Source organism: Dinghuibacter silviterrae (assembly GCF_004366355.1).
Lineage (GTDB): Bacteria > Bacteroidota > Bacteroidia > Chitinophagales > Chitinophagaceae > Dinghuibacter > Dinghuibacter silviterrae.
The window spans coordinates 788,976-813,746 of sequence record NZ_SODV01000002.1; the positions used below are offsets into that span (position 1 = coordinate 788,976).

A 24,771-nucleotide genomic window follows, 5' to 3' on the forward strand; every position below is an offset into this window, starting at 1 on the left:
AATGGCACGAATTGTAAAGACGGTCACGGTTCTATGGTTGGCGTTTTGTCGGCCCGGACTTTTATGGGCGCAGACCCGGATTTCCCTTGGCAGCGACAATCCCGCTGTGCAATGGCGGATCAAGCCGCAAGCGGAAGTGGATAGTGTAAAGATGGTTCAGTTGGGGTATGATACGCGAGACTGGGTACCCGGTGTCGTCCCGGGTGTGGTGTTCGACGCATACGTTCGGGCGGGGTTGGAAAAGGATCCCAATTATGCGGATAATATCTACCACGTAGATAAGTCAAAATACGATCGTAATTTTTGGTACCGAACGGAGTTTGCCACACCGGTGGGCTTAGCGGGTGGCGCGCTTGGCGCGCCTGGAGCCAACGTGGGTGCCACGCCGGCGGCGGTTGGCGCGGCCGCGCACCTTTGGCTCCACTTCCGCGGCGTCAACCGCAAGGGCGAAGTCTTTCTCAACGGTGTCCGTCTCGGTCTCCTGGATGGCTTTATGCAACGGGGCGACTACGATATTACCGGGTTGGTCGCGCCGGGCGGCAGGAACGTCCTGGCGGTGCTCGTGCACTGGCCCGGCCTGCCCATCCCCAACCATGCCAGCCCGACGTATATATCCAGCGACGGCTGGGACTGGATGCCCTCGGTTCCGGGGTTGCTGAATGGGATTACGGACGAGGTATACCTCACCGAGACCGGCCGGGTGACGATCGTCGATCCCTGGATCCGTACGGAAGTGCCTTCACGCAAAGAAGCATCCATTGCGGTAAGGGTGGGGCTTGACAACCATTCGGGGCAAACCGAGGAAGGGGTGCTAAAGGCGGTCATCCAGCCCGGAAATATTGTTCTTTCGCGCAAGGTGACCCTTGGTCGCGGGCCTCAGGACGTTTCCTTCGATCGGGTGCGGGTGCAGGACCCTGCCCTTTGGTGGCCGAATGGATACGGTGCCCCGAATTTATATACCTGTGATGTTACATTTACGGTAGACGGTCAGGTGTCCGACAGCCGCCGTGTGACCTTTGGTATTCGCCAGTACGGCTACGATACCACCGGGGGGGTGCTCCACATCAAGGTCAACGGCGAGCGGATCTTTGTACGGGGCGGCAACTGGGGCATGAGCGAATACCTGCTCCGGTGCAGGGGCGCGGAATATGATGTGAAAGTCAGGCTTCACCGGGAGATGCACCTCAACATGATCCGCAACTGGATCGGGTCTACGACCGACGAGGCCTTTTATGATGCCTGTGACAAATATGGGATCATGGTGTGGGATGACTTCTGGCTCAACTCTCATCCCAACCTGCCGGACGACGTATTTGCCTTTAACGCCAATGCCGTGGAAAAAATCAAACGGTTCCGGAACCACCCTTCCATCGCCGTCTGGTGCGGAGACAACGAGGGTACGCCCCTTCCCCCATTGAACGGCTGGCTCCGGGAAGACGTTAGCGCTTTCGACGGGGGAGACCGCTGGTACCAGCCCAACTCCCATTTAGGAGCCCTTACGGGGAGCGGACCCTGGACCAACGCCCACCCCACCTGGTACTTCACCCGCTATCCGGGTGGGTTTGGGGGGAGCCCTGGCTGGGGTTTCCGGACGGAGATTGGAACGGCGGTCTTTCCTACTTATGAGAGTTTTTCCCGGTTTATGCCCGACAGTACCTGGTGGCCCAGGAACCCCATGTGGGACAAACATTTCTTTGGGCCGTCGGCCGCCAACGCGGGCCCCGACAGCTATATGGCCACGATCGATGCCAGTTACGGGAAAGCGGAAGGCATCAAGGACTTCTGCCGCAAGGCCCAGTTGTTGAATATAGAGACCAACAAAGCCCTCTATGAAGGGTGGCAACACCATATATGGGACGACGCCTCCGGTGTCATGACCTGGATGAGCCAGTCTGCCTATCCGTCGATGGTATGGCAGACGTACGACTACTATTACGACCTCACCGGTGCCTATTGGGGCGTCCGCAAGGCCTGCGAGCCCATTCACATTCAATGGAGCTACGCGGACAATTCTGTAAAGGTGATTAATACGACCTTGGACGACTTACATGGTTTGCACGCCCAGGCCATCGTCTATGACCTCGACGGCAGGCCCCTCCCTGCCTATGGCCGGACCGCCGTTGTGGACGCGCCTTCAGACACCGCGACAGCCTGTTTTTCCCTGGATTTTGGCATAGACGACCTGGCGCGGCAAAAAACGGCCGTTGCCTCTTCCGGCGCCACCGAGGCACCCGATGCCGGCGCCGTGACCGACGGCAATGCCGGTTCCCGCTGGAGCAGCGCCTACCGGGACGACGAATGGATCTATGTAGACCTGGGCGAACCCCGGGAGATCGGGGCCGTTACCCTCCACTGGGAGGCCGCTTACGGAAAAGCCTACAAGATACAAGTCTCCGGAGACGCCGTCACCTGGAAAGACGTGTATGCCACCGGGGATGGAAAGGGCGGGATCGATCCTGTTACTTTTGCCCCGGTGACGGCCCAGTATGTGCGGATGCTGGGTATCCGCCGGGCAACCGCCTTCGGATATTCCCTCTACGACTTCGAAGTCTATGGACGCAAACGCGCGGCAACCTCGCCCCTCCATTTTATCCGGCTTTTGCTAAAAGACGACAGCGGCCGGTTGTTGTCGGATAACTTTTACTGGCGTGGCAACCAGCTTTCGGACTATACGGCGTTGAACAAGCTGCGCCCCGTCCGGCTCCGCGTGACCTCCCGTTTCCTCCGGGGGGCCGCGTCCGACACGATCGAGGCAACGGTCACCAACCCCACCGCCGTCGTGGCATTTGCCGTTCGCCTACAGGCCGTGCGGGCCGCCACCGGAGACCGGATTTTGCCGGCGTTGCAAGACGACAACTATTTCACCCTCCTGCCGGGGGAGTCCAGGAAAGTCGGTATCGAATTCGATCCTACCTTGCTGGGGAGCGATGGCTATAAGCTGATTGTTGAACCATACAACCATCCGCAATGAAAAAGATTCTTTTCCCGATACTTGCATTGTTGATGATCAGCCCCGTTCTGCCGGGGGCCGTGAGGCCCCCGCGGAGGGGCGAGCTGGCCCCGCCGCGGGGGCCTCACGGCCCTGCGGCGGCCGCACGGGGCTCGCAGCCGGCCACGCGGCGGGCGGACGGCCTCCGGCCCGCGGTGACCCTGACGCTGGCCATCGTCCTCCAGGACAACATGGTGATCCAGCAAAACAAGCCCTTCAAAGTGTGGGGCGCCGCTCCGGCCGGCACCACCGTGGAGATCCAGGCGGACTGGATGTCCAACCCCGTCACGGTAATAGCTGACCGTTCGGATACCTTCCTGGGTATCATCGATGTTCCTCGCGTGGCTCCCGGCGACTACAAGCCCCACACGCTCACCGTGCGGGCGGGCGCGTCGGTCATCACGCTGCACAATGTGCTCGTAGGCGAAGTCTGGTTTTGCAGCGGTCAGTCGAATATGCAGTTCAGCATGATCACCGTGCTGGATTCCACTTCGGAAATCGCCGCGGCCGACCATCCGTCGATACGCCTTTTTAACACGGCCCTCAACTTTAGCGACCATCCCCTGGAGAATGTAAAAGGGAAATGGGTGCCTTGCTCTCCCGAAACCGTAAAGGGTTTTAGCGCCGTGGCTTACTACTTTGGCCGGAAACTCCAGGAAACCCTGAACGTGCCCGTGGGGCTTATTTTTTCGGGGATCGGCGCTTCCGCTGCCCAGGCGTATGTGCCCGAAGAGGCCCTGGCCGCCGATACCCAGCTCAACCGGGTCTACCTGCAACCCTACCTGTCCAGTCCCCGCTCCAAGGAGGTCATCGACGGTGGCTTTAGCTTTGAAAAGGTCACGCGTCCTTTTCTCTTATACAATGCATTGATCCATCCCTTCCGTCACTTGTCGATACGCGGCATCTGCTGGTACCAGGGAGAATCCAACCGTATGGAAAGGGACAGCTATACCCGCCTGACCCAAACCCTTGTCCGGTGTTGGAGAACCGGCTTTGCACAGGGGGACCTGCCCTTCTACTATGTACAAGTGGCCCCTTACTTTTATGACAAAGAAGATCCCACTTTGGCGGACTATGCTTTTTTCCGGGAAGCCCAGGAACGCATTTCCGACCTCGACCATACCGCGATGGTCGTCACCATGGACGTGGGAGAATCCAAAAACCTGCACCCCATCAACAAAAAACCCGTGGGCGAGCGTCTTGCCGCTACCGCCCTCGCCGGCACTTACGGTCTCGAAGGGATCGTGCACAGCGGCCCCCACTACCAATGTATGGAAGTCCGGGGTCGGGATGTTGTTATTCATTTCGAACCAGGCACCCTCAGCGGAGGGCTGAAGACCATCGATGGCGGGGCGCCCTTGTTTTTTACCATGGCTGGAGCGGATAAGGTGTTTTACCCCGCGGTGGCTACGATCGAGGGTGACCACGTGGTATTGCATTCGGACAAAGTCAGGAAACCCCTGGCGGCGCGGTATGCGTTTACCAATTATCCGGTGACCAACCTTGAAAACGGGGCGGGATGGCCTGCGGTGCCCTTTAGAACCGATGACTGGGTGGAAAAATGAAGTACTTACTGACGATATGGAGCTTACTTTTGACCGCGGGCGCGGGGGTGCGGGCGCAGGATAGCGCCGGGGCCTGCCTCGCCCCGCGCACCACGGCCCGCCCCGCGCCGGACGCCGCGGCTCGGGCCGCCTATTTCATCGACGGCTATCACGGTGGCATCTACGGACACCTCCCGCCCTGGCAGACCCGTTTCATGGTAGACCAGTTGAACGCCCATCCCTGGTGGAAGATCAACCTGGAGCTCGAACCCGAGTCCTGGGATACGATCGAAGAAAAGGACCCCGCCGCTTATGCCGATTTCGAAAAGATGTTCGCGGACCAGTCCTCCGATGGCAGGATCGAATACATCAACCCCGCCTACGGACAGAGCTACCTGTACAATATTTCCGGTGAAAGCATCATCCGCCAGTTTTACTACGGCATCCGGAAATTGCGGGCCCACTTCCCCGGGGCTGTTTTCACCACCTACTCTTCCGAAGAACCTTGTTTCACCAGCGCACTGCCACAAATCTTATCCTCTTACGGATTCAAATACGCCTCCCTGAAAAACCCCAATACGTGTTGGGGTGGCTATACGAGGGCTTATGGGGGCGAGCTGGTGAATTGGATAGGGCCCGATGGAAGCCGGATCCTCGCCGTTCCCCGTTACGCCGTCGAGGCGCTAAAACCACGGTCTACCTGGGAAACGATCGCCTGTAACAACTCCGTGGCTTACATCACGCGCGCCTTTGCGGCGGGCATAGCGCATCCTGTGGGGATGTGTCTGCAGGATGCGGGGTGGAATAACGGGCCGTGGATAAAGCCGGGCGCCGCCGCGGCCGGCACCGCCGGCGCAATCGCTACCGCCGACGTGGCGACGCCCTACATGCCCACGGTCTTCGAGACCTGGAGGGGCTATATCGACCGCCGGACGTCCGGGCGCACACAAGACGACTGGCGCTTCTCCCAGGAAGATGTCCTCGTAAGCCTCGTTTGGGGCGGCCAGGTACTTCAGCGGATTGCCCGCCAGGTACGCGCATCGGAAAACAAGATCGTTGCCACCGAAAAGCTGGCCGCCATGGCGGCTGTCTTCGGGGACGAACCCTGGCCGGGCCTCTCCCTGGATGAGGCCTGGCGCACCCTTTTGTTGTCCCAGCACCACGATTGCTGGATTGTCCCTTACAACGAGCGCGGGGGCCTCACTTGGGCGGACCACGTGACGCAGTGGACGGGGAATACTGATCGGAGGTGCGACAGCATCCTGGAGCGGTCTATGGACGCGCTGTCGGGCGCGCCGCCAGTGCCGCCTAGCGCCACCACACCGCCCGTGCCATCTGGCGCCACCACGCCGCCCGCCGCCTCTGGCGCAGGCGCGCCACACGAGGCGCCCCGTGAGCAGGCCGTGCGCGTTTTCAACAGCACCGCCACGGCGCGGGAGGAATGTGTAGCCTTTCCGTTACCGGCGGGTTGGAAAGGCGCGACGATACTCGACGAACACCATTATGTCGTCCCCTCGCAGGCCGCAGACACGACGGGGTGGCTTTTCCGCGCGCGTGTGCCCTCGCTGGGATATGCCACGTACTTCCTGAAGGAGGGCACCGGCCCTTCTCAAAAAGGCGCCACCCCTTCTCAAAAGGGCGCCACCCCCGGGGCGAAGGGTCCCACACCCGCCGGAAAAGGCGCCCAGGCATTTTTTCAGAAAGACGGCACCTGCCGCATCGAAACCGATCTCTATAGCCTCGTCCTGGACCCGGCCAAAGGCGGCGCTATCAAAAGCCTGGCGGCAAAGCGGCTCCACAACAAGACATTCACGGCGGGCCCGCTGGGAGCGCTCCGGGGGAACTTTTACCACCTGGGCGGATTCCACTCCAGCACGGAAACGCCGGCCGGCATTCATATCCTGGAGAACGGCCCGCTCAGGGTAAAAGTGGAGGTGCAAGGGCAGATCGCCGGCGTCCCCTTTACCCAGTATCTTACGTTGGCGCAGGGCCAGCGCCGGATCGACGTACGCTTGCACATCGACTGGACGGACAATATGGGCATTGGGGAGTCGCCCGACAGTGTAAAGGGACATCTGTTGCAAAAGGCTTTTTACAACGACAGTTTCAAGCTACAGGCAGTATTCCCCCTGGCGCTGTCCGGTCAGAAAGTATATAAAGATGCGCCCTTTGACGTATTGAGGAGCCGGTTGACGAATACTTTTTTCAATAGCTGGGACAGTATCAAGAACGTTGTCCTGTTGCACTGGGTGGATGTGACCGACGGAACGGGGCAATATGGCATGGCGGTGTTGTCCGACCATACGACCTCGTATGCACATGGTCCTCATGATCCATTGGGGCTGACAGTACAGTATTCCGGGGATGGCCTCTTTGGCCGGAACTATACGCTGACGGGCCCTTCCGAACTCGGCTACGCGCTCGTACCCCACGAGGGAACCTGGGATCAGGCTGATGTTGCATCGGAGGAGATGAAGTGGGAGGAGCCGCTGCGTGTGAGCCTGGCCGCGGGCCCGGGCGCCGCGTCGCTCCTTCACACCGACGCCAAAGGCTGGCAGGTCACGACCCTGCTGATGTCCGGCGGAGACCTTGAGGTGCGTATCTTCAACGCGTCGGGGGATGATAACGTCCACCGCGTCTACACCGGGTTTTCCTCGGGGGAGGTACAACTGATCGCCCTGGACGGCCACATCATCCGAACGCTCACGCCGGGGAAAGACCATACTTCTATCGCGCTGGCCATGCCCCGTTTTGGCATCCGGACGCTGAAATTTATACACGTTTCCAAACCATCGTTGCAATGAAAAAAGTTTTCGCTATTGTATTCCTTATTGTTTGCGGCCGTGCCACGGCCCAGCTCCATGCCCCCGCGCCTTTTCAAACAGGAGACCGGGTCGCATTTATGGGGAACAGCATCACCGAGGCCGGCTACTATGAATCTTATATCTGGTTGTATTACATGCTCCACTTCCCGGAGAAACGCATCACCGTATTTAACGTGGGCATCGGGGGTGATAGGGCGGAAAATATGTACAAGCGTTTTGACGACGACGTCCTTTCCAAACGGCCGACCGTTGTTTGCCTCACTTTCGGGATGAACGACTCCGGTTATTTTGAATTCCTTGGGCCGAACCCCGACTCCGGGGCGCGGGCCCGGGTGGCGACATCCCGTCATTTTTTCGAACTGCTGGAACCGAAGTTGAAGGCGCTCAGCGGCGCCCGGAAAATATTAATCTCGTCCTCACCGTACGACGAGACCATGAAAAACCCAAAGAACTATTTCCCTAAAAAGAGCCTGGCCATGGAACAGATCACCCAATTCCAGGAGGCGGCGGCAAACGAAAATCACTGGGGCTTTGTGGATTTTTTTCACCCTATGACGGCCATCACGCTTAGAGAACAACAAAAGGACTCCGCGTTTACTTTAACCGGGGACGACCGTATCCACCCGGGCAATGCGGGTCATTTCGTCATGGCTTACCTGTTTCTAAAGGCTCAAGGATTGGGAGGGCGGGTAGTAGCGGACATATCCCTCGACGCCCGTACCCACCAGGTTCAGAAGCAAGACAATTGCAGCATCACCGGTCTTACCGGCAGCCCGGCAGACCTCCATTTCAACTATCTCGCCGCCTCCTTGCCGTACCCTGTCGACACGGTACCCCGTTTGTGGGGGAACCCCCGCCCGCAATCCGGGGCCGTCAGCCTCCTCCCTTTTTATACCGAGTTCAACCGGGAAATGTTGCGGGTGAACGGGCTGGGGGATAAGACGTATGAATTACGAATGGATGGGAAGCCTATTGGCCAATGGACCGGCGCCCAACTGGGCGAGGGGATCAACCTGGCCATGCAAACCAATACCCCGGAATACGAACAGGCCATGTCCGTATTGCTGCTGAATGAAGAACGGATGGCTGTGGAATCGAAGATCAGGGCCTACTACTGGCTTCAGTTCGATTACTTCCGGGACCTGAACATGATGTACAAGGACGACGCGGCGGCCATGGATTCCGTAAACACGGCCGCGGCCAAACGCTGGGACGTAGCGTCCAAGCGCGACAACTACCGGGCCGCCCGGTACCCCGCCGTCCGCCAGGGCTGGCTCAAACAAATGAACACCATAATCGACGATATCTATACCATCAACCGGCCGGTGACTCATAGCGTGGAATTGAGAGAACTACCCTGAGTTCAAACTCACCGAAATGCGCACATACAGGTTTCGTCTTTACCTGGCGGCGTCTCTTGCCGGGGTGGGGATCTTCTTTGCCGTCCTGCACACGGTATTCGCGCTGGCCTGGGTCTGCATGGTGCCGCTTTTTGCGGCGCTGGAGGGCGCGCGCCGCGGCGATGCGGCCAAGCTAGGATTTGTCACCGGTCTCACGCTATCGCTTTGCGCATTTTATTGGATGATCCCCGGAGCGCAGACTTTCACGGGCAGCAGTATCTGGTACGGCGTGGCGGTATTTGCGGTATGTACGCTACTCCTCTCCCTCTATTGGGCGATTCTCGCGGCGTGTAGCCGCGGTGTGCTGGCGGCGGCCGCGCTGTGGGTCTGTGCGGAAGCAGGCTTGCAATGGCTGGCAAAAGGAATGCCCTGGTTCCTTTTTCATTCAGGCAATGCCCTGGCCGGAAACCTTTACGCCATACAGCCCATTTCCTGGACGGGCATCCACGGGGCCACCTTTGTGGTGGTGGCCGTCAACGCTGTGATCGGACGCTGTGTTGCAAAACGAGACTGGAAAGGCCTTTGGATGCCCGCAGCCGCCATCGCTGTCTACATGGGCATAGGGTGGGGCATTTTGGAAACACGGCAGGAGCCTCGGGGTCCTTATTTTTCCCTGGCCCTATTATCGGAACAGATTACGCCGGACGTACAATGGGACAGCAACAGCGGGGGCCAGCTGGTGGGACGCTTGCTGGACCTGGACCGGGCGGCGGCCGCACAGAAACCGGATATGGCGCTTTGGTCGGAGTCGGCGATTCCCTGGACCTATAAGGAAGGTGATGACCTGGTCGGGGAGATCCTCCGGCAGTCTCCGGGCGTGATCCATATTTTGGGCATGAATACAGCTTGTGCGGAGGGTGTTGTGTACAACTCAGCCTATTGTTTCCGGCAAGGGTTGCCCCCGGGGCGGTATGACAAGCAAGTGCTTTTGCTGGGGATAGAACAACGCTGGCGGGGGTGGCTGATCCCCTTCTTTTCTTCCAATGGGTACGAGGTGCGGAAGGGACCCTATGCGGCGCCGCTAGAAACACCCTTTGGCGCGGCGGGCATCCTGATCTGTAACGAATCAGCGGTGCCTGCCTGCGCGGCGTCGGCGGTCCGCGGCGGCGCCCGGTTCCTGCTCAACCTCAGCAACGACGGCTGGTTTAGCGATACCTACCTCGTCGATCAACACTTCACCAACGTGCGGCTTCGGGCGGTGGAGACGCGTCGCGACATCGCGGTCAACAGCAACAACGGGATCACGGGTCTTGTCAGCGCCTCGGGACGCATACAGGAAGCGCGCCGGAGCGATGATCCTTATGTGTCGATCGTACGGGTGTATCCACACGATGGGGAAACCCTTGCCGTGCGCGTGCCCTGGTTGCCCGTGGCCCTGTGCGGTCTCTTTCTTTTGTTCTTCTATTGCTTCCATATTATAAAACGCTTAAATGAGAAACTCAAATGAAACACATTGCCATCATCGTTCTACTGCTCCTGACCGGCGGGAGGGTTTTTGCCGTCTTCAGCGAAGCGCATTGGCGCTGGCGGAAGGACAACGGCCCGCAGGCCGGGGCCACCTGGAGGGCCTCACAAGACTTTCCGGGCACCATCATGGATTCGGCGGGTATCCGGCTCCGCATCGAGGTGTACAACGGCACGGGAAACAACGAAATGGGAACCGTGGGTCTTCAGTACCGCATGGATACCACCGGTACCTGGATCAACGTGTCCAACACCGTTAGTGCCCATGACTTCGTGATGTCCGGTTCCAGTCCGTATGTCACGGACGGAGAACCCGTGACCATGCAGGTCAACGACCCCGGGGCGGGTACCTTTGAAGGGGGACGGGTGCTGGTGAGCACCTTTTCCTGGACGGATACCCTCAACGCGGGTACGAAAAAAGAATACGAATGGTGTATCAAGCCCACGGGCACGTATTCTCCCGATTCGCTCTACCAGTTTCGCATGACCTACACCGGTACCACGGACGGCTTTAACTACGTGAGCCCCCTCCCCGACATGATGATCCGGCCCGCGCCTGATATCCCGGGGAACGCGGGCATTTACCTCGATCCCAACGTAACGGCCTTTTTCAACCGGGACAGCGGTTGGATTGCCAGCGACGGCGCCGCCACCATACCGCTCTCAGACGGAAGGATCCTTTGGGCGATGGACGACAGCTATATCAACAACTTCGATACGTTGGGCGGTACCATGCCCTGTCTTTTCCAGGTACACAACGACGTGCTCGCACAACCTTACAACAACTGGAACTGGGTCAACACCCCGACCCTCCTCGGCGACAGTGCCAGCGTCCCCAGCTACCTGAAGAACAACTCGAACAACAACTACTACATCTGGCCCAATGCAGGCTACCAACGCGGGGACACCGTGTATGTCTATGGCATGAACATCATGGCCGCCAGCGGCGGGCTCGGCTTTGCCAGCGGAGGAAACGATTTCCTCGCCAAAATATCCTTCCCCTCGTTAACCGTTGTCGGTTTCGATACCTTGCAAAACTTCAACGGCATTAGCTTCGGGATCGGCTTCGATACAGCGGAGCGCGGGAATTATATCTATACCTGGGGCGTGAAGGGCAGCGGCTTTATTACCGGCAATATGTATGTGGCCCGCTTTGCCCGGAACAACCCCGGCGGCCCCTGGAACTTCTGGAACGGCTCCTCCTGGGATACTTCCGCGGCCAAGGCCGCCGTCATTGCGACCGCCGCCTCAAACGGCGCCTATATCGCCAAGGTGCGGAACAAATACGTTTTCCTGAGCACCCAATTCACCGTGGGCTGTAACGCGGGAACGATCATCTACTCCTCGACAAGCGACAGCATTACGGGCCCCTTTTCCGCCCTGAAGCCGCTTTATACCATCACGGACAACGTTCTGGGCAACACGCCCTTCTTTTATGGGCCGCAGCTCCACCCCGAGTACATCAACAGTCATAACGAGATCCTCATCACTTATGACATCAATGGCTATGGTAACTGCGAGCCCTTTTGCATCAACAACGGTGCGGACCCCGACTACTATCGCCCGCGTGGGTTACGCGTGCCGCTGGCGTTGATCGATTCTTCAATTGCTGAATCTGACTCGACCTGGCAAGCGCTGGCGCATTTGTACGACGGGGGCCGCTGGAACGTCCGGGCCTTCCCCAATCCGTTTCATTCCTGTGTCAACATGAGTATGAGCAACTGCCCGGACCGGTTCGTGAACCTGTTGCTTTATGACGCCATGGGTTCGTGTGTATACCGGGAAAGGGTAGGGGTGGACGCCGGCGCCTTGAATCATACGATTTACTTACGTTCCGGGACGTCCCGGGGGATGTATTTCCTGGTGGTGCAGGGGGAGACAGCGAGTAAGTTTGTGAAGGTGGTGGTGCAGTAATAATTTTCAAAAAAGGGCCGGCTCTTTTGGCCGGCCTTTTTTTTAGCCGGCCCTTTGCAACGTTTTGCCGCACGGTTCTGTCATGCGGAAAACCCCCTTTATGCGCTGCGCTTTCCTCCTCCTTACAGGGCTCTTTTTATTTTCCTGCAAAAAATCGCACAACACGACCACGAACCCGGCGGATGCGCCCCTCGTAGGGACCTGGCAGTGGGTGGTGACTTATGGAAGCCAGGCCGTTACGAACGGTAACCCTGCCGACATCGCGAACTATGCGCTGACACCCGCAAACATGGGGTACCAGGAAACCCTTACCCTCAACGCCAACCAAACCTATACCTTAAGCCGTAGCAACGGAACGGGAAGTTCCGGGCGCTGGGGCATTGATACCTTGATCTCGCTCGATGGGCCGATCAGCTCGCTCTTCTTTGCCCCGTCCGGGGGTGGGGATACCTCCTACAACCACTCGTTCCGCGGCGACACGCTCGACATCAACAACCAGGAAATCACCGCAGCCGGTTGGATGAACCGGTTGTATGTGCGTGGAGGAGACAATACTTCAGGTAACTAAGATTATTTCAGGGCCAGGGCTAAGCCTGCCGACACATCGACGCTGTTCATCGGCTGCTTGTTGGTATTTGAATAACTATACAACGAGACTTCCTGTGCGTTTGACAGCGATATAATCGAGGGGATCGCCAGGTGATCTCCAATGGCGAGGGTCGATTGGACGTTCTTAAAGGTAGGTTCCAGATAAGTGAAGTCCACCCGTCCCAACAAAGACCAGCGACCACGCCAGCGGTAGCAAACGCCCACACCGGCAAGGCCGGTAAAAGTTGTCCTGGAAGCAGGGCTAAGATGTGCCACGACCATATCCGTGTAGCCATACCCCACGGAATCGCGTACACCGAGGATGGACTCCCTGGGCGACCAGGCTTCCGCCACGCCGAGTTCGATGTTGGCGAAAAGGTGGAGCCTTTTGGTTAAAGGGCGCTGAAAATAACTACCCGCCACGACCTCCACGACGGTCCAGCGGCTACGGTTCAACGTCCATTCGTAGCCAGGGAAAAAATCCTCAGGGGATTGCAGCGTGGCCGCTCTGTCCACGCCATTAAAACGCCCCCGTAAGGATGCCATCCAACCGAAACTTTTGCTCCCGATGGGGTGCTGGTATGTGAGGTCTGCCAGGGGGCCGACGTTGGCCAGGCCGGTGTTGGCACTGTGGTCGTTTTTGCTGGCGAATGCGCCTACGGGGATCGCCGGGCCCAGTGACAGGCTGAGCGAGCCTTTGGTTTGGGCAGTGCTGTGGTAGGCGGTAAAAAGGGCGGCAAGACAGAGGAGTAGCGGTTGTTTCATATATTAGAAAAATACGGAACGGGGTGGGGAGTTCCTAACGAATAAAAGCATTTTAACTATTTACTAGTTCTCTTGAAAAGTTCGCAAAGGATTTTCTTAGGAGTGTCCTCTAGGGAGGGACGGTGGTGTTCATGCGCTAAAGATTGCTTACATTCACCCTCATGGACCGGCCCTTTTTGCTTTTATCCCTCTGGCTTAGCCTTGCGGCCTGCGGAGCGCGAATTCATTCCTCGGAATTGGCGACTACCCCCGATTCGGTTTTTTTCAAGGCGGTGCAGTACCGCCTTTCTATGCTGGATTCTTCGCGGTTGATTGACCCGGACACTTTGGAAAATGAAAATGCGCGCCTTGCAGAAGCACTGGCACGCTACAAGGAGAACATCTTTAAAATGGCCGATAGCCTCGATTTTGACTGGCTCTACATCGCAAAATCGGCTGATGACAGGTTGTGCCTGGTCTCCTGGGATACCCGAAGGGGTGGCACGGAGGTTATATACGAGACGTTGGCTTTATTTAAGGGGACTGACGGATCGATATTTTCCAAAGTAGTATCCGATACCACGGATGAAGGTGATAACTCGACGATGCATTATGACACCGTATACACGGTTCGGGACGGCGACAAGACGTTCTACCTGGCCCAGGGCTTTGGACAAGGATCGACGGCGCTTCCCTGGCAGGAGGTAAGGGTGCTTGCGCTAAAAGGGAGTGACCTTGTCGAGCCCGCCTTTTTCCCGGACCGGAAATCGACCGTATTTGTCGAATTCGATACACATCAGTTTGGCGAAGAGGATCGGATTCCAACGATAAAGGTTCGGGAGGGGGGACGGCGGATATTGGTGCCGGTGGCAACGGAAGAGGAAGGGTTTGGGGGAAAATACCGGCAGTTGGTTTGGTCAGGATCCACGTATGTCGCGGCTCCATAGCCAGGCGATGTTACTGCAATTGCTGAATGATTTTTTTTGCATTGTCGTTTGCAGGATTGAGCGCCAGGGATTTTTTATAGTTTTCGAGCGCGTTTTTTTTGTCTCCAGCCTTCAGAAAGGCCTCTCCCAGGCTGTCAAAAGCATTGGCCGATGTGGGGTGCTCGTGGACGATCAGCTGAAATATATGCAAAGCTGCCGGGTAGTTGTGCTGGTTAAGGAATTCATAGCCTGCGTTGTTGAGGTCGTCCTCCTCATTGTCAAAGGAATATGCATTTCCCTCCTTGGCCTTTACGTAAAGCTGCAAAAGCTGTTCGTAACTGGTGTGCGCGGCTTGTTGGCGAATGGCAAAGGCGATGGGCTTTAATTGCTTGCTAAAGGGGCTGTCCAGCAGCATTCTTTTTAGAATCCTGCTGGTCAACAGAGCGGCTATACCGGTGGTATTGCGGTCGGCGAGTATAGCAACACCGATTTCTTTGTCGGGACAATACCGGATGCTGGCCAGATCGGGTCCTCCGGTATGCCCGAGCGTCAAATAGGGGCCAAACTTTTTTATTTCACTGGCGATACTATAAAAGTCGCTGTCACCTAAGAGGAACATTCTTTCACGATTGAAAACCTGGTCTCGGAGAATACCGGGCGACAGCGTTTTGCCCCCATTGATTGCCAGGAACAGTTGGGCCATATCGGCAGCGGTTGTATTGTAGCCGCCGCCGGTTGCCAGGACGACCGGGAAGAAGAATGGTGCATTGACGAACTGCCCGCTGTCGTTGTAGACGTAGTTCGCGGGTGCCTGGTCTTCGGAATAGATGGCGATGTCATTATGGGCGGTTCCGGTCATGCCATTGGGTGCAAGGATATTTTCTTCCAGGAATTGTGGCCAGGATTTGCCCGTCTTGTCCTCGACGATCATCGCTGCGGTCATATAGCCGGTTTGGCGGTAACTCCATTTGGAGCCGGGAGGGTAGTCCAGTGGCAGGACGCGGAGCATATCGAAAAGTTGGTGCTCAGAGACCAGGCGTTGCTGTGGAACGGGCAATGTATCGAACGGGGTTTTCTCCGTACCGGGAATGCCGGACGTCAGGTTGAGCAACTGCCAGAGGGGAATCGCGCGCCAGTCGGTGGGCACGCCGTCGATGTAAGAACCTAGCGGCGCATTTAAGTCGATCAGCCCCTTTTGCTGGGCGACAAGCATACCCAGGCAAGTAAAGAACTTGGTGGCAGAGGCCAGCCGACCGACGGTATGTTGATCGAAGGGGATTTTCTTCCCGGGGTTGGAAAGCCCGAATCCTTCACAAAGGACGATATGGTTTGCCTGGACGACAGCGACCGAAAGTCCTGGAACGTGGTAGGCTTGCTGAAAGCCCGCCACTTCGCGTTCTATCTCACGCTTCAGGTCCGGTTGTTGGGCTTGGAGGGAAAAGCAGATAGGCCCTGTCAGGGCGGCTGCGATCGTCAATGTTCGGAGTGCGGGCTTTATCATGGAAACAATATGATTTGCCACGAAGTCATCCAAAGGCGTTCCAAAGGTATTATTGATTGATAATCAGCAGATTTCGGGTTATCCATATTTTCCGTTGTGTCCGGATTCGGTCCGGACGCTGTCCGATTTTGAGGCGAAATATCAAAGTGTCCGGAACCGGACGTGGCGTTTCTTTAAACAAAAAAACCGATCAAAACTGATCGGCTGAATGTTGTGCCCCAAGCGGGAGTTGAACCCGCACTCGCCTTGCGGCGAACAAGATTTTAAGTCTTGCGTGTCTACCAGTTCCACCATCAGGGCAGGCGACATAAAAGATAAAAAAAAAGGTGTGAAACCTTCACACCTTTTTTTATTGTGAGCGGAAGACCGGGCTCGAACCGGCCACCCCGACCTTGGCAAGGTCGTGCTCTACCAAATGAGCTACTTCCGCTTGTGTTATAAAGAGCTTCCCGTTGTTGGGAGTGCAAAAATAGGCTTTTTTTGAAAACAGCAAAATTTTTATCGGGTGTACTCGTATCCAATGCTCCCGAGCAACTGCTTTGTCTTATCGTAACATAATTCTTTGTCCCTCAGTCCATTGGCATCATACTGATACCGCCAGACGAGGTAGTTGTTGTCGGTCATCTGCACGATCATCATCTGGTCGAGCTTGCCGGTTTCGTCGTATTCGAACATATAGTCGGGGACCATGCGTTGGAGCTGCGCGTTGTAGCGGACGATATCGGTGAGGTGGTGGGCGTCGTCGTAATAGTAGAAATAGTGTTGTTGGGGGCTGCCGGCGCGGTAGGTGAGCTCGTCGGTGACGGTGCCCTGGTCGTCGGTCTTGATGCTGACCCAGGTGGTGTCGGTGCCGTTTTTGATGTCTAGCATGCCGGTGGGCTGGCCGGTGGGGCTGTATTCCCAGTTGTGGACCTCGACGGAAGAAGAGTGGTGGACGGTATCGGAGAGGGCGCCGCGGCTTTCACTCCGGATGCTTAAAAGATTGCCGGAGGGAGAATAGGTATACAACGTGGTGGTGACAGCGTCGGCGCTGCTGTCGGTGGAACGCGCGAGGCGTAAACCGTCCCCAAAAAAGGACGTAAGCGTAGACGGGGCGGTGGACGCAGCCGAGGTAAGCGTTACCATGGATGCAAAAGACGGGTCGATGTCCTGCTGGCAAACGAAGTCCTTGACCTCGCTGCCATCGGGATTGTAGTTGCGGACGGTGACTTTGCGGACGTGGTTGGTCCTGTAGAGTTGCTGGCGGGAGCCTGTTTCCTGGGTACTGAGGATGTCCTTATAGTAAAATTGAGCGGAAAGTCGGGTGGAAACAAGGATGAAAACAAGAGTGATGGCCTTTAAGGGTCTCATGATGGATATTTACGATTTATAAACAAAGATCATTTATTTTAGCCAAAAATCCCTTTGTGTCTCATTTAACGGAACGTACGGAAAAAAATTGTCTGAACTGCGGAACGGAGGTCATTGGCCGGTATTGCCATGTTTGCGGGCAGGAGAACTTGGAACCCAAGGAAACGGTACTACACCTGGTGACGCATTTTGTAAACGACATTACACACTTTGACGGAAAGTTTTTTTCCACCCTGAAGTACCTTCTTTTCAAACCGGGGTTCCTGTCGGAGGAATATATCCGGGGGCGACGGATGAGCTACCTGCACCCGATCCGGTTGTATGTGTTTACGTCGGCGATCTTTTTCCTGGTATTTTTCTCATTGAACGGGGCGAACACGGTAGATATCAAAGACGAAGGGCCGGCCTTTGTTCAGCTGAACACCAAACTGGGTAAGCTGCAAAAGGAATTGGCGGCGGAAACGAACGCGGGCGACCGGAGCGATGACCAGGAAAACATCACGTCCACGCAAAAAAAGATTGTCAAACAAGGGCTGGCCCTGGCAAAGAAGGCCGCCAGTGGTCAAAGTATTGCGGGTGATACCGCGGGGCTGGCGGCGGCGGGTGGTCAGTATACCTTCGACTCGTTGGTGGCCGACGTCAAGCGTCACCCTGGAGAGATCGTGATGATCACCGACGACAACGATTCCACCAACTACAATTTGGGGCTGGCGGGGGAACACTTACCGGACCGGGTGTCGGCTTACGACTCTATGGAAACCGCGCTGCCGCCCACCGGGCAACATTCGGCCTTCGTACGCTATGTCAACCGGCGGTTGGTGGCGATGACCGAGAAGAGACACCGGGATCCGGAACGGTTTAAGGAGGAGACCAAGGAGAGCATACTTCATACTTTTCCCAAAATCCTTTTCGTGTCATTGCCGTTGTTTGCGCTTTTCCTGCGGTTGTTGAATGTCAGCAAACGGCGCCGGAAACAATTCTTCTATGTGGACCATGGGATATTTACGATCCACCTGTATGTGGCGACTTTTATCGTCATGCTGGTCATACTGCCTTTGCAAAAGCTCAAGGACAATTACAACATAGGGTGGCTTGCGGCGGTCATGACCATCCTGGTTCTTTCGGTCTTTGTCTATGAGTATATCGCCATGTTGCGGTTTTACAAACAGGGTTGGTTCAAGACATTCGTAAAATTCTGTCTGCTGAACACGGCGGCAGCGATCCTCCTCGGCCTCCTGACGGCGGTCTTTTCGGTCTGGGCGGTGATGTCAATTTAGCGTATATGGAAAAAGTAGCGGAATCATTTTTGAGGCTGGTCCGGATCATGGATGACCTGAGGGAAAAATGCCCATGGGACCGGAAACAGACGATCCAAACCCTTCGGCAGCTGTCGATAGAGGAGCTGTATGAGCTGGCGGATGCCATCACGGAAGAGGATTGGAAGGGGATCAAGGAGGAGCTGGGGGACCTTTTCCTCCACCTGGTCTTTTACGCGAAGATCGGGACGGAGCAGGGCCGGTTTACCCTGGACGAGGTGCTGGAGGGGATCAGCGACAAGCTGGTGGCCCGTCACCCGCATATTTACGGGGAGGTGGAGGTCAGGGATGAGGAGGACGTCAAACGGAACTGGGAAAAGCTAAAGCTAAAGGAGGGGAAAAAGTCGGTCCTGGCGGGTGTTCCCGGGGGCCTTCCGGCCCTGGTCAAGGCCATGCGGCTCCAGGAAAAGGCCAAACAGGTGGGTTTCGAGTGGGAAAACGCAGCCCAGGTGTGGGACAAAGTAGAGGAGGAAACCCGGGAATTAAAAGAGGCGGTCGCGGAAGGGGATCAGAGCCAAATAGAGGAAGAGTGGGGGGATCTCTTGTTCTCCATGGTAAATTATGCACGATTTTTGAAGGTAGATGCGGAAAACGCCCTGGAGAGGACGAACAAGAAGTTCATCCGGCGCTTTACGCGCATGGAGGCTTTGGCGGCGGAGCAGGGACAGACCCTGTCCGACCTGAGTCTTACCGCTATGGACGACCTCTGGAACCAGGCGAAGAAAGAGCACCGGGACGAAAAGCCCTAAAAACAGTGATGAAAGAAGGCACCTTCAGGCAGTTTATTTATCAACACGGCTACCTCCTTATAACTTCGGCCTGGTTGTTCACCCTGTCTTTTGTCATCAGCAACTATTGGTCGTATACATCCTCGGAGCGGGCGGTAACGCGGTCCCTGGAGTCCTATATTCAAAGCAGCGAGCAGACGGTCGAAGGGCTGTCCACCGACAGGGCGCTGTTGGACAGGTTGTATTCGGGGGCATATAGCAAGGAAGACCTGGAAACGTTCAAATCGGCGCCTTATTTTCTTTTTCTTTACCCCATCTTTTCGGCAAATGCGGCCCAGCCGGTCTTCTGGAGCACCAACATCGTCATCCCGGACGAGAAAATCGTGGCGGGTCACTATGGCACCAACTACGTGGAACTGCCGAACGGGCGCTACGTGAGCATAAAAAAGGAGATCATCTTCAAGGACGGCCGTGCCGCCTTGTTGATCGCGCTTATCCAGGTCCAATGGAACATCCGGATGAACGCCCCTCAGAATTCGTTCATGGGCAAACCGGGGATCGAGCGGAATTACCAGATCACGGTCAACCCCAATGACAACGCGGTCAGCAGTATGGACGGGACGCGCCTGTTCTACCTGGAGAAAAAGCCGGGGCCTGCCGTTGCCCAGCACAGCGGGTGGGCCTTGTTTTTCAGGGTCGCCTGTATCTTTTTCCTACTATTTTTCGTCCACAGCTTCGCCCTTTGGGTCGCCCGGAGAAGGGGGAGGGTATGGGGCATCCTGAGCCTGATCACCATCGTGGTCCTGGCGCGCATCCTTACCTACTGGCTGGCGGAACCCCTGGATCTGCGGCAATTCAGCATTTTCGACCCGGGGATCTATAGCTCGGGCCCCATCCTGCGTTCGCTGGGGGATGTGCTGATCAATACCCTGCTGTTTTTCTGGCTGGCCGTTTTTGCCCTGGACCATTTGTCCTTCCGGGTGCACGACCGTATCCTCAGGGACAAATACCTGCGGTGGATCCTCGCGGGTTTCCTGGCCATGCTGATTTTCCTGGTCACCCTGGCCTCGGGGAACATCATCCGGAGCCTGGTGGCGGACTCGCAGATCTCCTTTAACGTAACGAACTTCTTTAGCATCCTGAACGTATACAGCCTGTACGGGTTTATCTGTTTTTGCGGGATCGCATTGGGGTACTTCATCAGCATCCAGATCCTCTTCCGGTACTACGTGATCCTCACCGGGGAGCGAAAGGACATTCAGTTCCTGATCCTGAGCGTGCTGGGGTTGTTGCTCCTGAGCTTGCAGATGACGGAGCACTCGGTGTCCTATCAGTTGATCCTGCTGGGATGGCTGCTGCTTTTCCTCGTCCTGTTGGGGAACGCCCGGCGCTGGCACATGGCCGAGGGGCTCGGGGCGGGAAACATCATCTTCTGGTTGTTCTTTTTCTCGGCTTCGGTCGCGCTGTTGATCATCAGGGAAAACAACAACAAAGAACTCCAGCAGCGTCGCTGGTTTGCGGAAAGACGGTCGCTGGAGGCGGACCCGTACAGCCAGGCGTCAGAGGATTTTAACCTCAGCAATTTTGACGCTTCCTTCCTGTACCAGCACTTCAACCGACTGAGCGACCCGGAAAACGCCCAGTTTTTCAAGGATAGCCTGTTGGGGGAGGTGTTCCGGGAATACCGCAACAACTACGATACCCGCGTCTATGTCTACGACGTTTTCGACAACCCGATCAACAACCCCGACACGACCGGCTATTATACCCTGAGCAACATTTATACGGGGCAGTCCAACCCCACCGAGGTCAAGGACCTGTTGTACCACCGGGAGGCCTTTGACAAGTTCACCTATATCGTTCGCAGGGTGGTGGAAGACTCCGCCCACCAGTCCAGGCTGGGGTATGTCTTTCTGCTGGCCCGCCCCAAGAAATTTGAAAGCGAGGTGTTTTATCCCCAGCTGATCGGCGCCCCTTCGGAGGACGCCAGCAGCACACCGGACTATGCTTATGCGATCTACGACAACCGGGAACTTATTAAACACAACGCCGACTATAATTTTGCCACCCCGTTGCCCGAAAAGGATGTGCCGTTGTCGGAGTACGAGACGCGCTCCCGGAACGGGTACGAGGAGCTTTGGTATAAATCCGGGACAAAGGTGATCGTGGTGGTCCTCAAGTCCCAGTACTTTATAGAAGCGATCACGCTTTTTGCCTACCTGTTTTGTTTGTTCCTCATTCTTTCGGGGACCATGCGGCTGGCCGGTTTTCTCATACGGGCGCGGTTCCGCTGGCGCAACATCCGCGAGCTTTGGGAGGTCAATATCCGGACCCAGGTCCACCTGACCATTACCTTCATCAGCCTGTTTTCGTTTATCATCATCGGTGTCAGCACCTTTGTCTTCCTGCGGAACCGGTATACGCACAACAACGAGGACAAGCTGTCCAAGACCATCCAGATCATGGTCGGGGAGGTACAGGGCCAGGTGGGGGAAGAGGGCTTTTTCAACGCCGCTTCTTACCAGGACTCCATCGCCACCCGTAAAATGGACGAGACGCTGGGGAGCATTGCGGCCGTGCACAGCGTCGCGGTCAACCTGTATGACCTTTCCGGCACGCTGCTGTATACGTCCCAGCCCCAATACTATTCAAAGGGCAGGGGACTCCTGAGCGAAAAGATGGACCCCTCCGCCTTCTACCAGCTGGCGGGCGAACACCAGGTGCAGGTGATCCAGAACGAGAAAATCGGCTCCAAGACGTTTATGAGCATTTACGTCCCGGTCCGGGACGAGAACGGGAAAGCCTACGCCTTTTTGAACATTCCTTATTTTGCCACCCAGGACGAGCTCAACCTGGAGATCTCCAACTTCCTGGTCACGCTGATCAACCTGAATGCCTTTATTTTCGTCGTGGCCGGGATGATCGCCCTGCTCATCACCAACCGCATCACCGATTCGTTTGCCCTGATCGGGGAGAAAATGAAGGCCATCAAGCTGGGCGGCCAGAACGAAGAGATCGTCTGGCACCGCAACAACGAGCTGGGCGAGCTGGTCAAGGAATACAACAAGATGGTCCGGCAGTTGGAAGAAAGCGCCACCTTGCTGGCCAAAAGCGAACGCGAAGGCGCCTGGAGGGAAATGGCCCGGCAGGTGGCCCATGAGATCAAGAACCCGCTGACGCCCATGAAGCTCTCGATCCAGTACCTCCAGCGTGCCATCAACAACAACCATCCCAACTCGAAGGCCCTGGCCGCGGGGGTGGCCAAGACCCTGGTCGAGCAGATCGACTACCTGTCCAACATCGCCACGGATTTCTCCAGCTTTGCCAACATCGCCCACCCCAAAAAGGAGGAGGTCGACCTGGTGGAAGTCCTCGAATCGGTCGTCAAGCTCTTCAGCATGGACGCCAAGGTGCGCCTGCATTTTGAAAAGACGGTCTCCCCGATCTTCGTCCTGGCGGACAAAACACACCTCAACCGGTTGTTTACCAACCTTATCCGGAATGCGATGGATGCCATCCCCGAGGACGAGCCCGGAGGCGTTATCCAGCTCCGTTATGCGATCTGGGAAGAAGCCCGGAAGGTCGTCGTGACGGTGCACGATAACGGTACGGGGATACCCGCGGAGGTCCGGGACAGGATTTTTATACCCAATTTCACGACGAAGTCATCCGGGACCGGCTTGGGGCTGGCCATGTGCAAGGGGATTGCGGAGCAAATGAACGGGACCATCTGGTTCGACACCGAGCTGGGGAAGGGGACGACGTTTTACGTGGAGATACCGCTGATACACGACTAAATGCCCTTCGCGCTTTTGCGGGCGGCCAACCACGCTTCCAGCTCCGCCCTCGAAAAGCTGCTCAAATTCTGCTTTGGCCCAACCCCCGTCTTCTGGGCCACCAACACCCCATACCGGGTATCGGCAAAACCCTCGACCGCGTGCGCATCCGGGTCGATCGACGTCAGTACACCCCGGGCAAGGGCATCCTCCAGCCAGCGCCAGTCCATGTCCAGCCGGCGGGGATGGGCATTAAGTTCCATGACCACCCCCGAAGCGGCACAGACATCCAAAAGCTCCAGGTGGTCCACAGGGTAGCCCTTGCGGCTCAATAAGAGCCTTCCGGTCGGGTGACCCAGGATCGTCGTAAAAGGGTTGCGGATGGCCGTTAGAACCCGCAGCATGGCCTTTTCCTTTGGCATATTCAGGTTGGAGTGGACCGACGCGATCACCAGGTCGAAGGTCGCCAGGACCTGGTCGCTGTAGTCCAACCTGCCGTCGTTTAAAATATCCGATTCGATGCTCTTGAAGATCTTAAAGGGCGCCAGCCGCTCGTTGAGTGCCGCGATCTGCTCGTGCTGGGCTTTGATCCGTTCCTCGCTGAGGCCGTTGGCGTAGAACGCAGACTTGGAATGGTCGCTGATCACCAGGTACTCCAAACCCTGTGCTTTGGCGGTCGACGCCATCTTTTCCAGGGTGTGGGCTCCGTCGCTCCAGTCGCTGTGGGAGTGGATGATGCCTTTGATGTCTTCGGGTTGCAGGACCGCGTTGCGCGATGGCTCCGCCCGTTCCCTACGGGCAGCGATGATGAACGGGACGCCTTTGTTTTCGAACAGTGCCTCCTCCGTGGACGCCCTGCCGATCACACCCCAGGCTTTTAAAAATTCCTCCGACGCGCTCGTCTGGAAAAGCTGCGTTCCAAAGTCATCCTCACCCGCGGGATGCCACACCAATGGTAAATTCCGTCCACCGCGCGCCACCAGCGCACCCGAAGGGGCTTCTTCCAAAACGAAGCCTTCGTTCTCCAGGTAGTCCGCCAGTTCCTCCAGGGGCACGGTCGTCACGAACTCCAGTTCGTCTATGATCTCCATCTGCCGCCGGAAAGCCCCGGTCAGCGCGGTTTTCGCATCGGGAAACTTCGCCTGCACCAACCGCTCCACTTCGAGCGCATACGGTTCTATATGTGCGTACAACGTACGGTCCTGGTTCTGGAGGACAAACTCGATGCTTTCCTTGATATTGGCCTGTGTCTTCGCGCCAAAGCCCTTGTACAATGTCAAACGGTTCTCGTCACACGCATACAGCAACTCTCCCAGGGACTCAATCCCCAGCTCCTTCCAGAGTGTCGCCACCTTTTTCGGACCCAGCCCCTTGATCTGCATCATGTCCAACACGCCCGATGGTGTCCGCTCGATCAGGTCCTTCAGGACCTTCATTTCTCCCGTCTGGTTCAGCTCCAGGATCTTTTTCCCGATCGCGTCCCCGATACCCTTGATGGCAAAGATCTCCGCCTGCTCCATCTCCGTCAGCTCGCCGGGGAGCCGCTCGATATTGTATGCGGCAATAGAGTAGCCTTTGGCCTTAAAACTGTTTTCGCCATGGATATCCATGAGCTTCGAGAGAAGTGAGAATGCGTCGGCGATCGCGTCGTTGGTCATGCGTTAAAGATAGGGCAGGGGCGGGCGCCCCAGACGGGCGGGCAAAAA

15 protein-coding genes and 2 tRNA genes are annotated in these 24,771 nt (G+C 56.8%); 11 read left to right on the plus strand and 6 right to left on the minus strand.

What is annotated here, in order from left to right:
- The first annotated feature begins 1 nt into the window (after position 1).
- The 7 genes from EDB95_RS20560 to EDB95_RS20590 all read left to right on the plus strand — a co-directional run bounded on the left by EDB95_RS20560 (position 2) and on the right by EDB95_RS20590 (position 12,704).
- On the plus strand, positions 2–2,971 hold the full coding sequence (locus tag EDB95_RS20560; RefSeq protein WP_133996566.1) for a galactose-binding domain-containing protein: 2,970 nt from the start codon (positions 2–4) through the stop codon (positions 2,969–2,971).
- Positions 2,968–4,554 carry a sialate O-acetylesterase gene (locus EDB95_RS20565; protein ID WP_246073755.1) on the plus strand — a complete coding sequence of 529 codons (1,587 nt, stop codon included), beginning with the start codon at positions 2,968–2,970 and terminating at the stop codon, positions 4,552–4,554. The genes EDB95_RS20560 and EDB95_RS20565 overlap by 4 nt, the downstream gene beginning before the upstream one ends.
- Positions 4,551–7,337 carry a glycoside hydrolase family 38 C-terminal domain-containing protein gene (locus tag EDB95_RS20570; RefSeq protein WP_133996569.1) on the plus strand — a complete coding sequence of 929 codons (2,787 nt, stop codon included), beginning with the start codon at positions 4,551–4,553 and terminating at the stop codon, positions 7,335–7,337. Before EDB95_RS20565 ends, EDB95_RS20570 begins: the two co-directional genes overlap by 4 nt.
- A complete protein-coding gene (locus EDB95_RS20575; RefSeq protein ID WP_133996572.1) occupies positions 7,334–8,719 on the plus strand; it encodes an SGNH/GDSL hydrolase family protein in 1,386 nt (461 codons plus the stop codon). Before EDB95_RS20570 ends, EDB95_RS20575 begins: the two co-directional genes overlap by 4 nt.
- 16 nt (positions 8,720–8,735) lie before the next feature.
- Positions 8,736–10,205, plus strand: coding sequence for an apolipoprotein N-acyltransferase (gene lnt, locus EDB95_RS20580; protein ID WP_133996575.1), 1,470 nt, complete (start codon positions 8,736–8,738; stop codon positions 10,203–10,205).
- Positions 10,202–12,136 carry a hypothetical protein gene (locus EDB95_RS20585; RefSeq protein WP_133996578.1) on the plus strand — a complete coding sequence of 645 codons (1,935 nt, stop codon included), beginning with the start codon at positions 10,202–10,204 and terminating at the stop codon, positions 12,134–12,136. Before lnt ends, EDB95_RS20585 begins: the two co-directional genes overlap by 4 nt.
- A 100-nt stretch (positions 12,137–12,236) precedes the next feature.
- The gene (locus EDB95_RS20590; protein ID WP_133996581.1) at positions 12,237–12,704 is read left to right on the plus strand and encodes a hypothetical protein; all 468 of its coding nucleotides are present in this window, start codon (positions 12,237–12,239) and stop codon (positions 12,702–12,704) included.
- 2 nt (positions 12,705–12,706) lie between these two features.
- Here the strand turns inward: EDB95_RS20590 and EDB95_RS20595 are convergent, their stop codons facing one another.
- Positions 12,707–13,489 (minus strand): hypothetical protein, encoded by a 783-nt coding sequence (locus EDB95_RS20595; RefSeq protein WP_133996584.1) that lies wholly within the window; start codon positions 13,487–13,489, stop codon positions 12,707–12,709.
- A 290-nt stretch (positions 13,490–13,779) separates the two neighbouring features.
- Here EDB95_RS20595 and EDB95_RS20600 point away from each other — a divergent pair, with 290 nt between their 5' ends.
- Complete coding sequence (locus tag EDB95_RS20600) at positions 13,780–14,415, plus strand: hypothetical protein (protein WP_133996587.1); 636 nt, start codon at positions 13,780–13,782, stop codon at positions 14,413–14,415.
- 10 nt (positions 14,416–14,425) lie between these two features.
- On the opposite strand, the gene EDB95_RS20605 is transcribed toward EDB95_RS20600, so the two are convergent.
- The 4 genes from EDB95_RS20605 to EDB95_RS20620 form a co-directional block, all read right to left on the minus strand.
- Positions 14,426–15,895, minus strand: a complete 1,470-nt coding sequence (locus EDB95_RS20605; protein ID WP_133996590.1) for a serine hydrolase — start codon at positions 15,893–15,895, stop codon at positions 14,426–14,428.
- A gap of 214 nt (positions 15,896–16,109) precedes the next feature.
- A tRNA-Leu gene (locus EDB95_RS20610) sits at positions 16,110–16,195 on the minus strand.
- A 57-nt stretch (positions 16,196–16,252) separates the two neighbouring features.
- A tRNA-Gly gene (locus EDB95_RS20615) sits at positions 16,253–16,325 on the minus strand.
- A gap of 68 nt (positions 16,326–16,393) precedes the next feature.
- Positions 16,394–17,245: a hypothetical protein gene (locus tag EDB95_RS20620; protein WP_133996593.1), complete on the minus strand. Its 852-nt coding sequence runs from the start codon at positions 17,243–17,245 to the stop codon at positions 16,394–16,396.
- Between the two features lie 56 nt (positions 17,246–17,301).
- Between EDB95_RS20620 and EDB95_RS20625 the strand changes: the two genes are divergently transcribed.
- From EDB95_RS20625 to EDB95_RS20635, 3 genes are read left to right on the plus strand one after another with little or no spacing between them, the layout of a single operon-like run.
- Positions 17,302–18,522, plus strand: coding sequence for a DUF3667 domain-containing protein (locus EDB95_RS20625; protein WP_162852705.1), 1,221 nt, complete (start codon positions 17,302–17,304; stop codon positions 18,520–18,522).
- Between the two features lie 5 nt (positions 18,523–18,527).
- Entirely contained in the window at positions 18,528–19,310 is a 783-nt protein-coding gene (gene mazG, locus EDB95_RS20630; protein WP_133996599.1) for a nucleoside triphosphate pyrophosphohydrolase, read from the plus strand.
- Between the two features lie 8 nt (positions 19,311–19,318).
- A complete protein-coding gene (locus tag EDB95_RS20635; RefSeq protein WP_133996602.1) occupies positions 19,319–23,086 on the plus strand; it encodes a sensor histidine kinase in 3,768 nt (1,255 codons plus the stop codon).
- Here EDB95_RS20635 and EDB95_RS20640 read toward each other — a convergent pair.
- The gene (locus EDB95_RS20640; RefSeq protein ID WP_133996605.1) at positions 23,083–24,723 is read right to left on the minus strand and encodes a helix-hairpin-helix domain-containing protein; all 1,641 of its coding nucleotides are present in this window, start codon (positions 24,721–24,723) and stop codon (positions 23,083–23,085) included. The two genes, EDB95_RS20635 and EDB95_RS20640, sit on opposite strands and share 4 nt — an antisense overlap.
- Between the last annotated feature and the right edge of the window lie 48 nt (positions 24,724–24,771).

Coding starts and splice junctions, on each gene's coding strand:
- EDB95_RS20560 (WP_133996566.1), top strand. CDS start 2: ATGGCACGAATTGTAAAGACGGTCACGGTTCTATGGTTGGCGTTTTGT.
- EDB95_RS20565 (WP_246073755.1), top strand. CDS start 2,968: ATGAAAAAGATTCTTTTCCCGATACTTGCATTGTTGATGATCAGCCCC.
- EDB95_RS20570 (WP_133996569.1), top strand. CDS start 4,551: ATGAAGTACTTACTGACGATATGGAGCTTACTTTTGACCGCGGGCGCG.
- EDB95_RS20575 (WP_133996572.1), top strand. CDS start 7,334: ATGAAAAAAGTTTTCGCTATTGTATTCCTTATTGTTTGCGGCCGTGCC.
- lnt (WP_133996575.1), top strand. CDS start 8,736: ATGCGCACATACAGGTTTCGTCTTTACCTGGCGGCGTCTCTTGCCGGG.
- EDB95_RS20585 (WP_133996578.1), top strand. CDS start 10,202: ATGAAACACATTGCCATCATCGTTCTACTGCTCCTGACCGGCGGGAGG.
- EDB95_RS20590 (WP_133996581.1), top strand. CDS start 12,237: ATGCGCTGCGCTTTCCTCCTCCTTACAGGGCTCTTTTTATTTTCCTGC.
- EDB95_RS20595 (WP_133996584.1), bottom strand. CDS start 13,489: ATGAAACAACCGCTACTCCTCTGTCTTGCCGCCCTTTTTACCGCCTAC.
- EDB95_RS20600 (WP_133996587.1), top strand. CDS start 13,780: ATGCTGGATTCTTCGCGGTTGATTGACCCGGACACTTTGGAAAATGAA.
- EDB95_RS20605 (WP_133996590.1), bottom strand. CDS start 15,895: ATGATAAAGCCCGCACTCCGAACATTGACGATCGCAGCCGCCCTGACA.
- EDB95_RS20620 (WP_133996593.1), bottom strand. CDS start 17,245: ATGAGACCCTTAAAGGCCATCACTCTTGTTTTCATCCTTGTTTCCACC.
- mazG (WP_133996599.1), top strand. CDS start 18,528: ATGGAAAAAGTAGCGGAATCATTTTTGAGGCTGGTCCGGATCATGGAT.
- EDB95_RS20635 (WP_133996602.1), top strand. CDS start 19,319: ATGAAAGAAGGCACCTTCAGGCAGTTTATTTATCAACACGGCTACCTC.
- EDB95_RS20640 (WP_133996605.1), bottom strand. CDS start 24,723: ATGACCAACGACGCGATCGCCGACGCATTCTCACTTCTCTCGAAGCTC.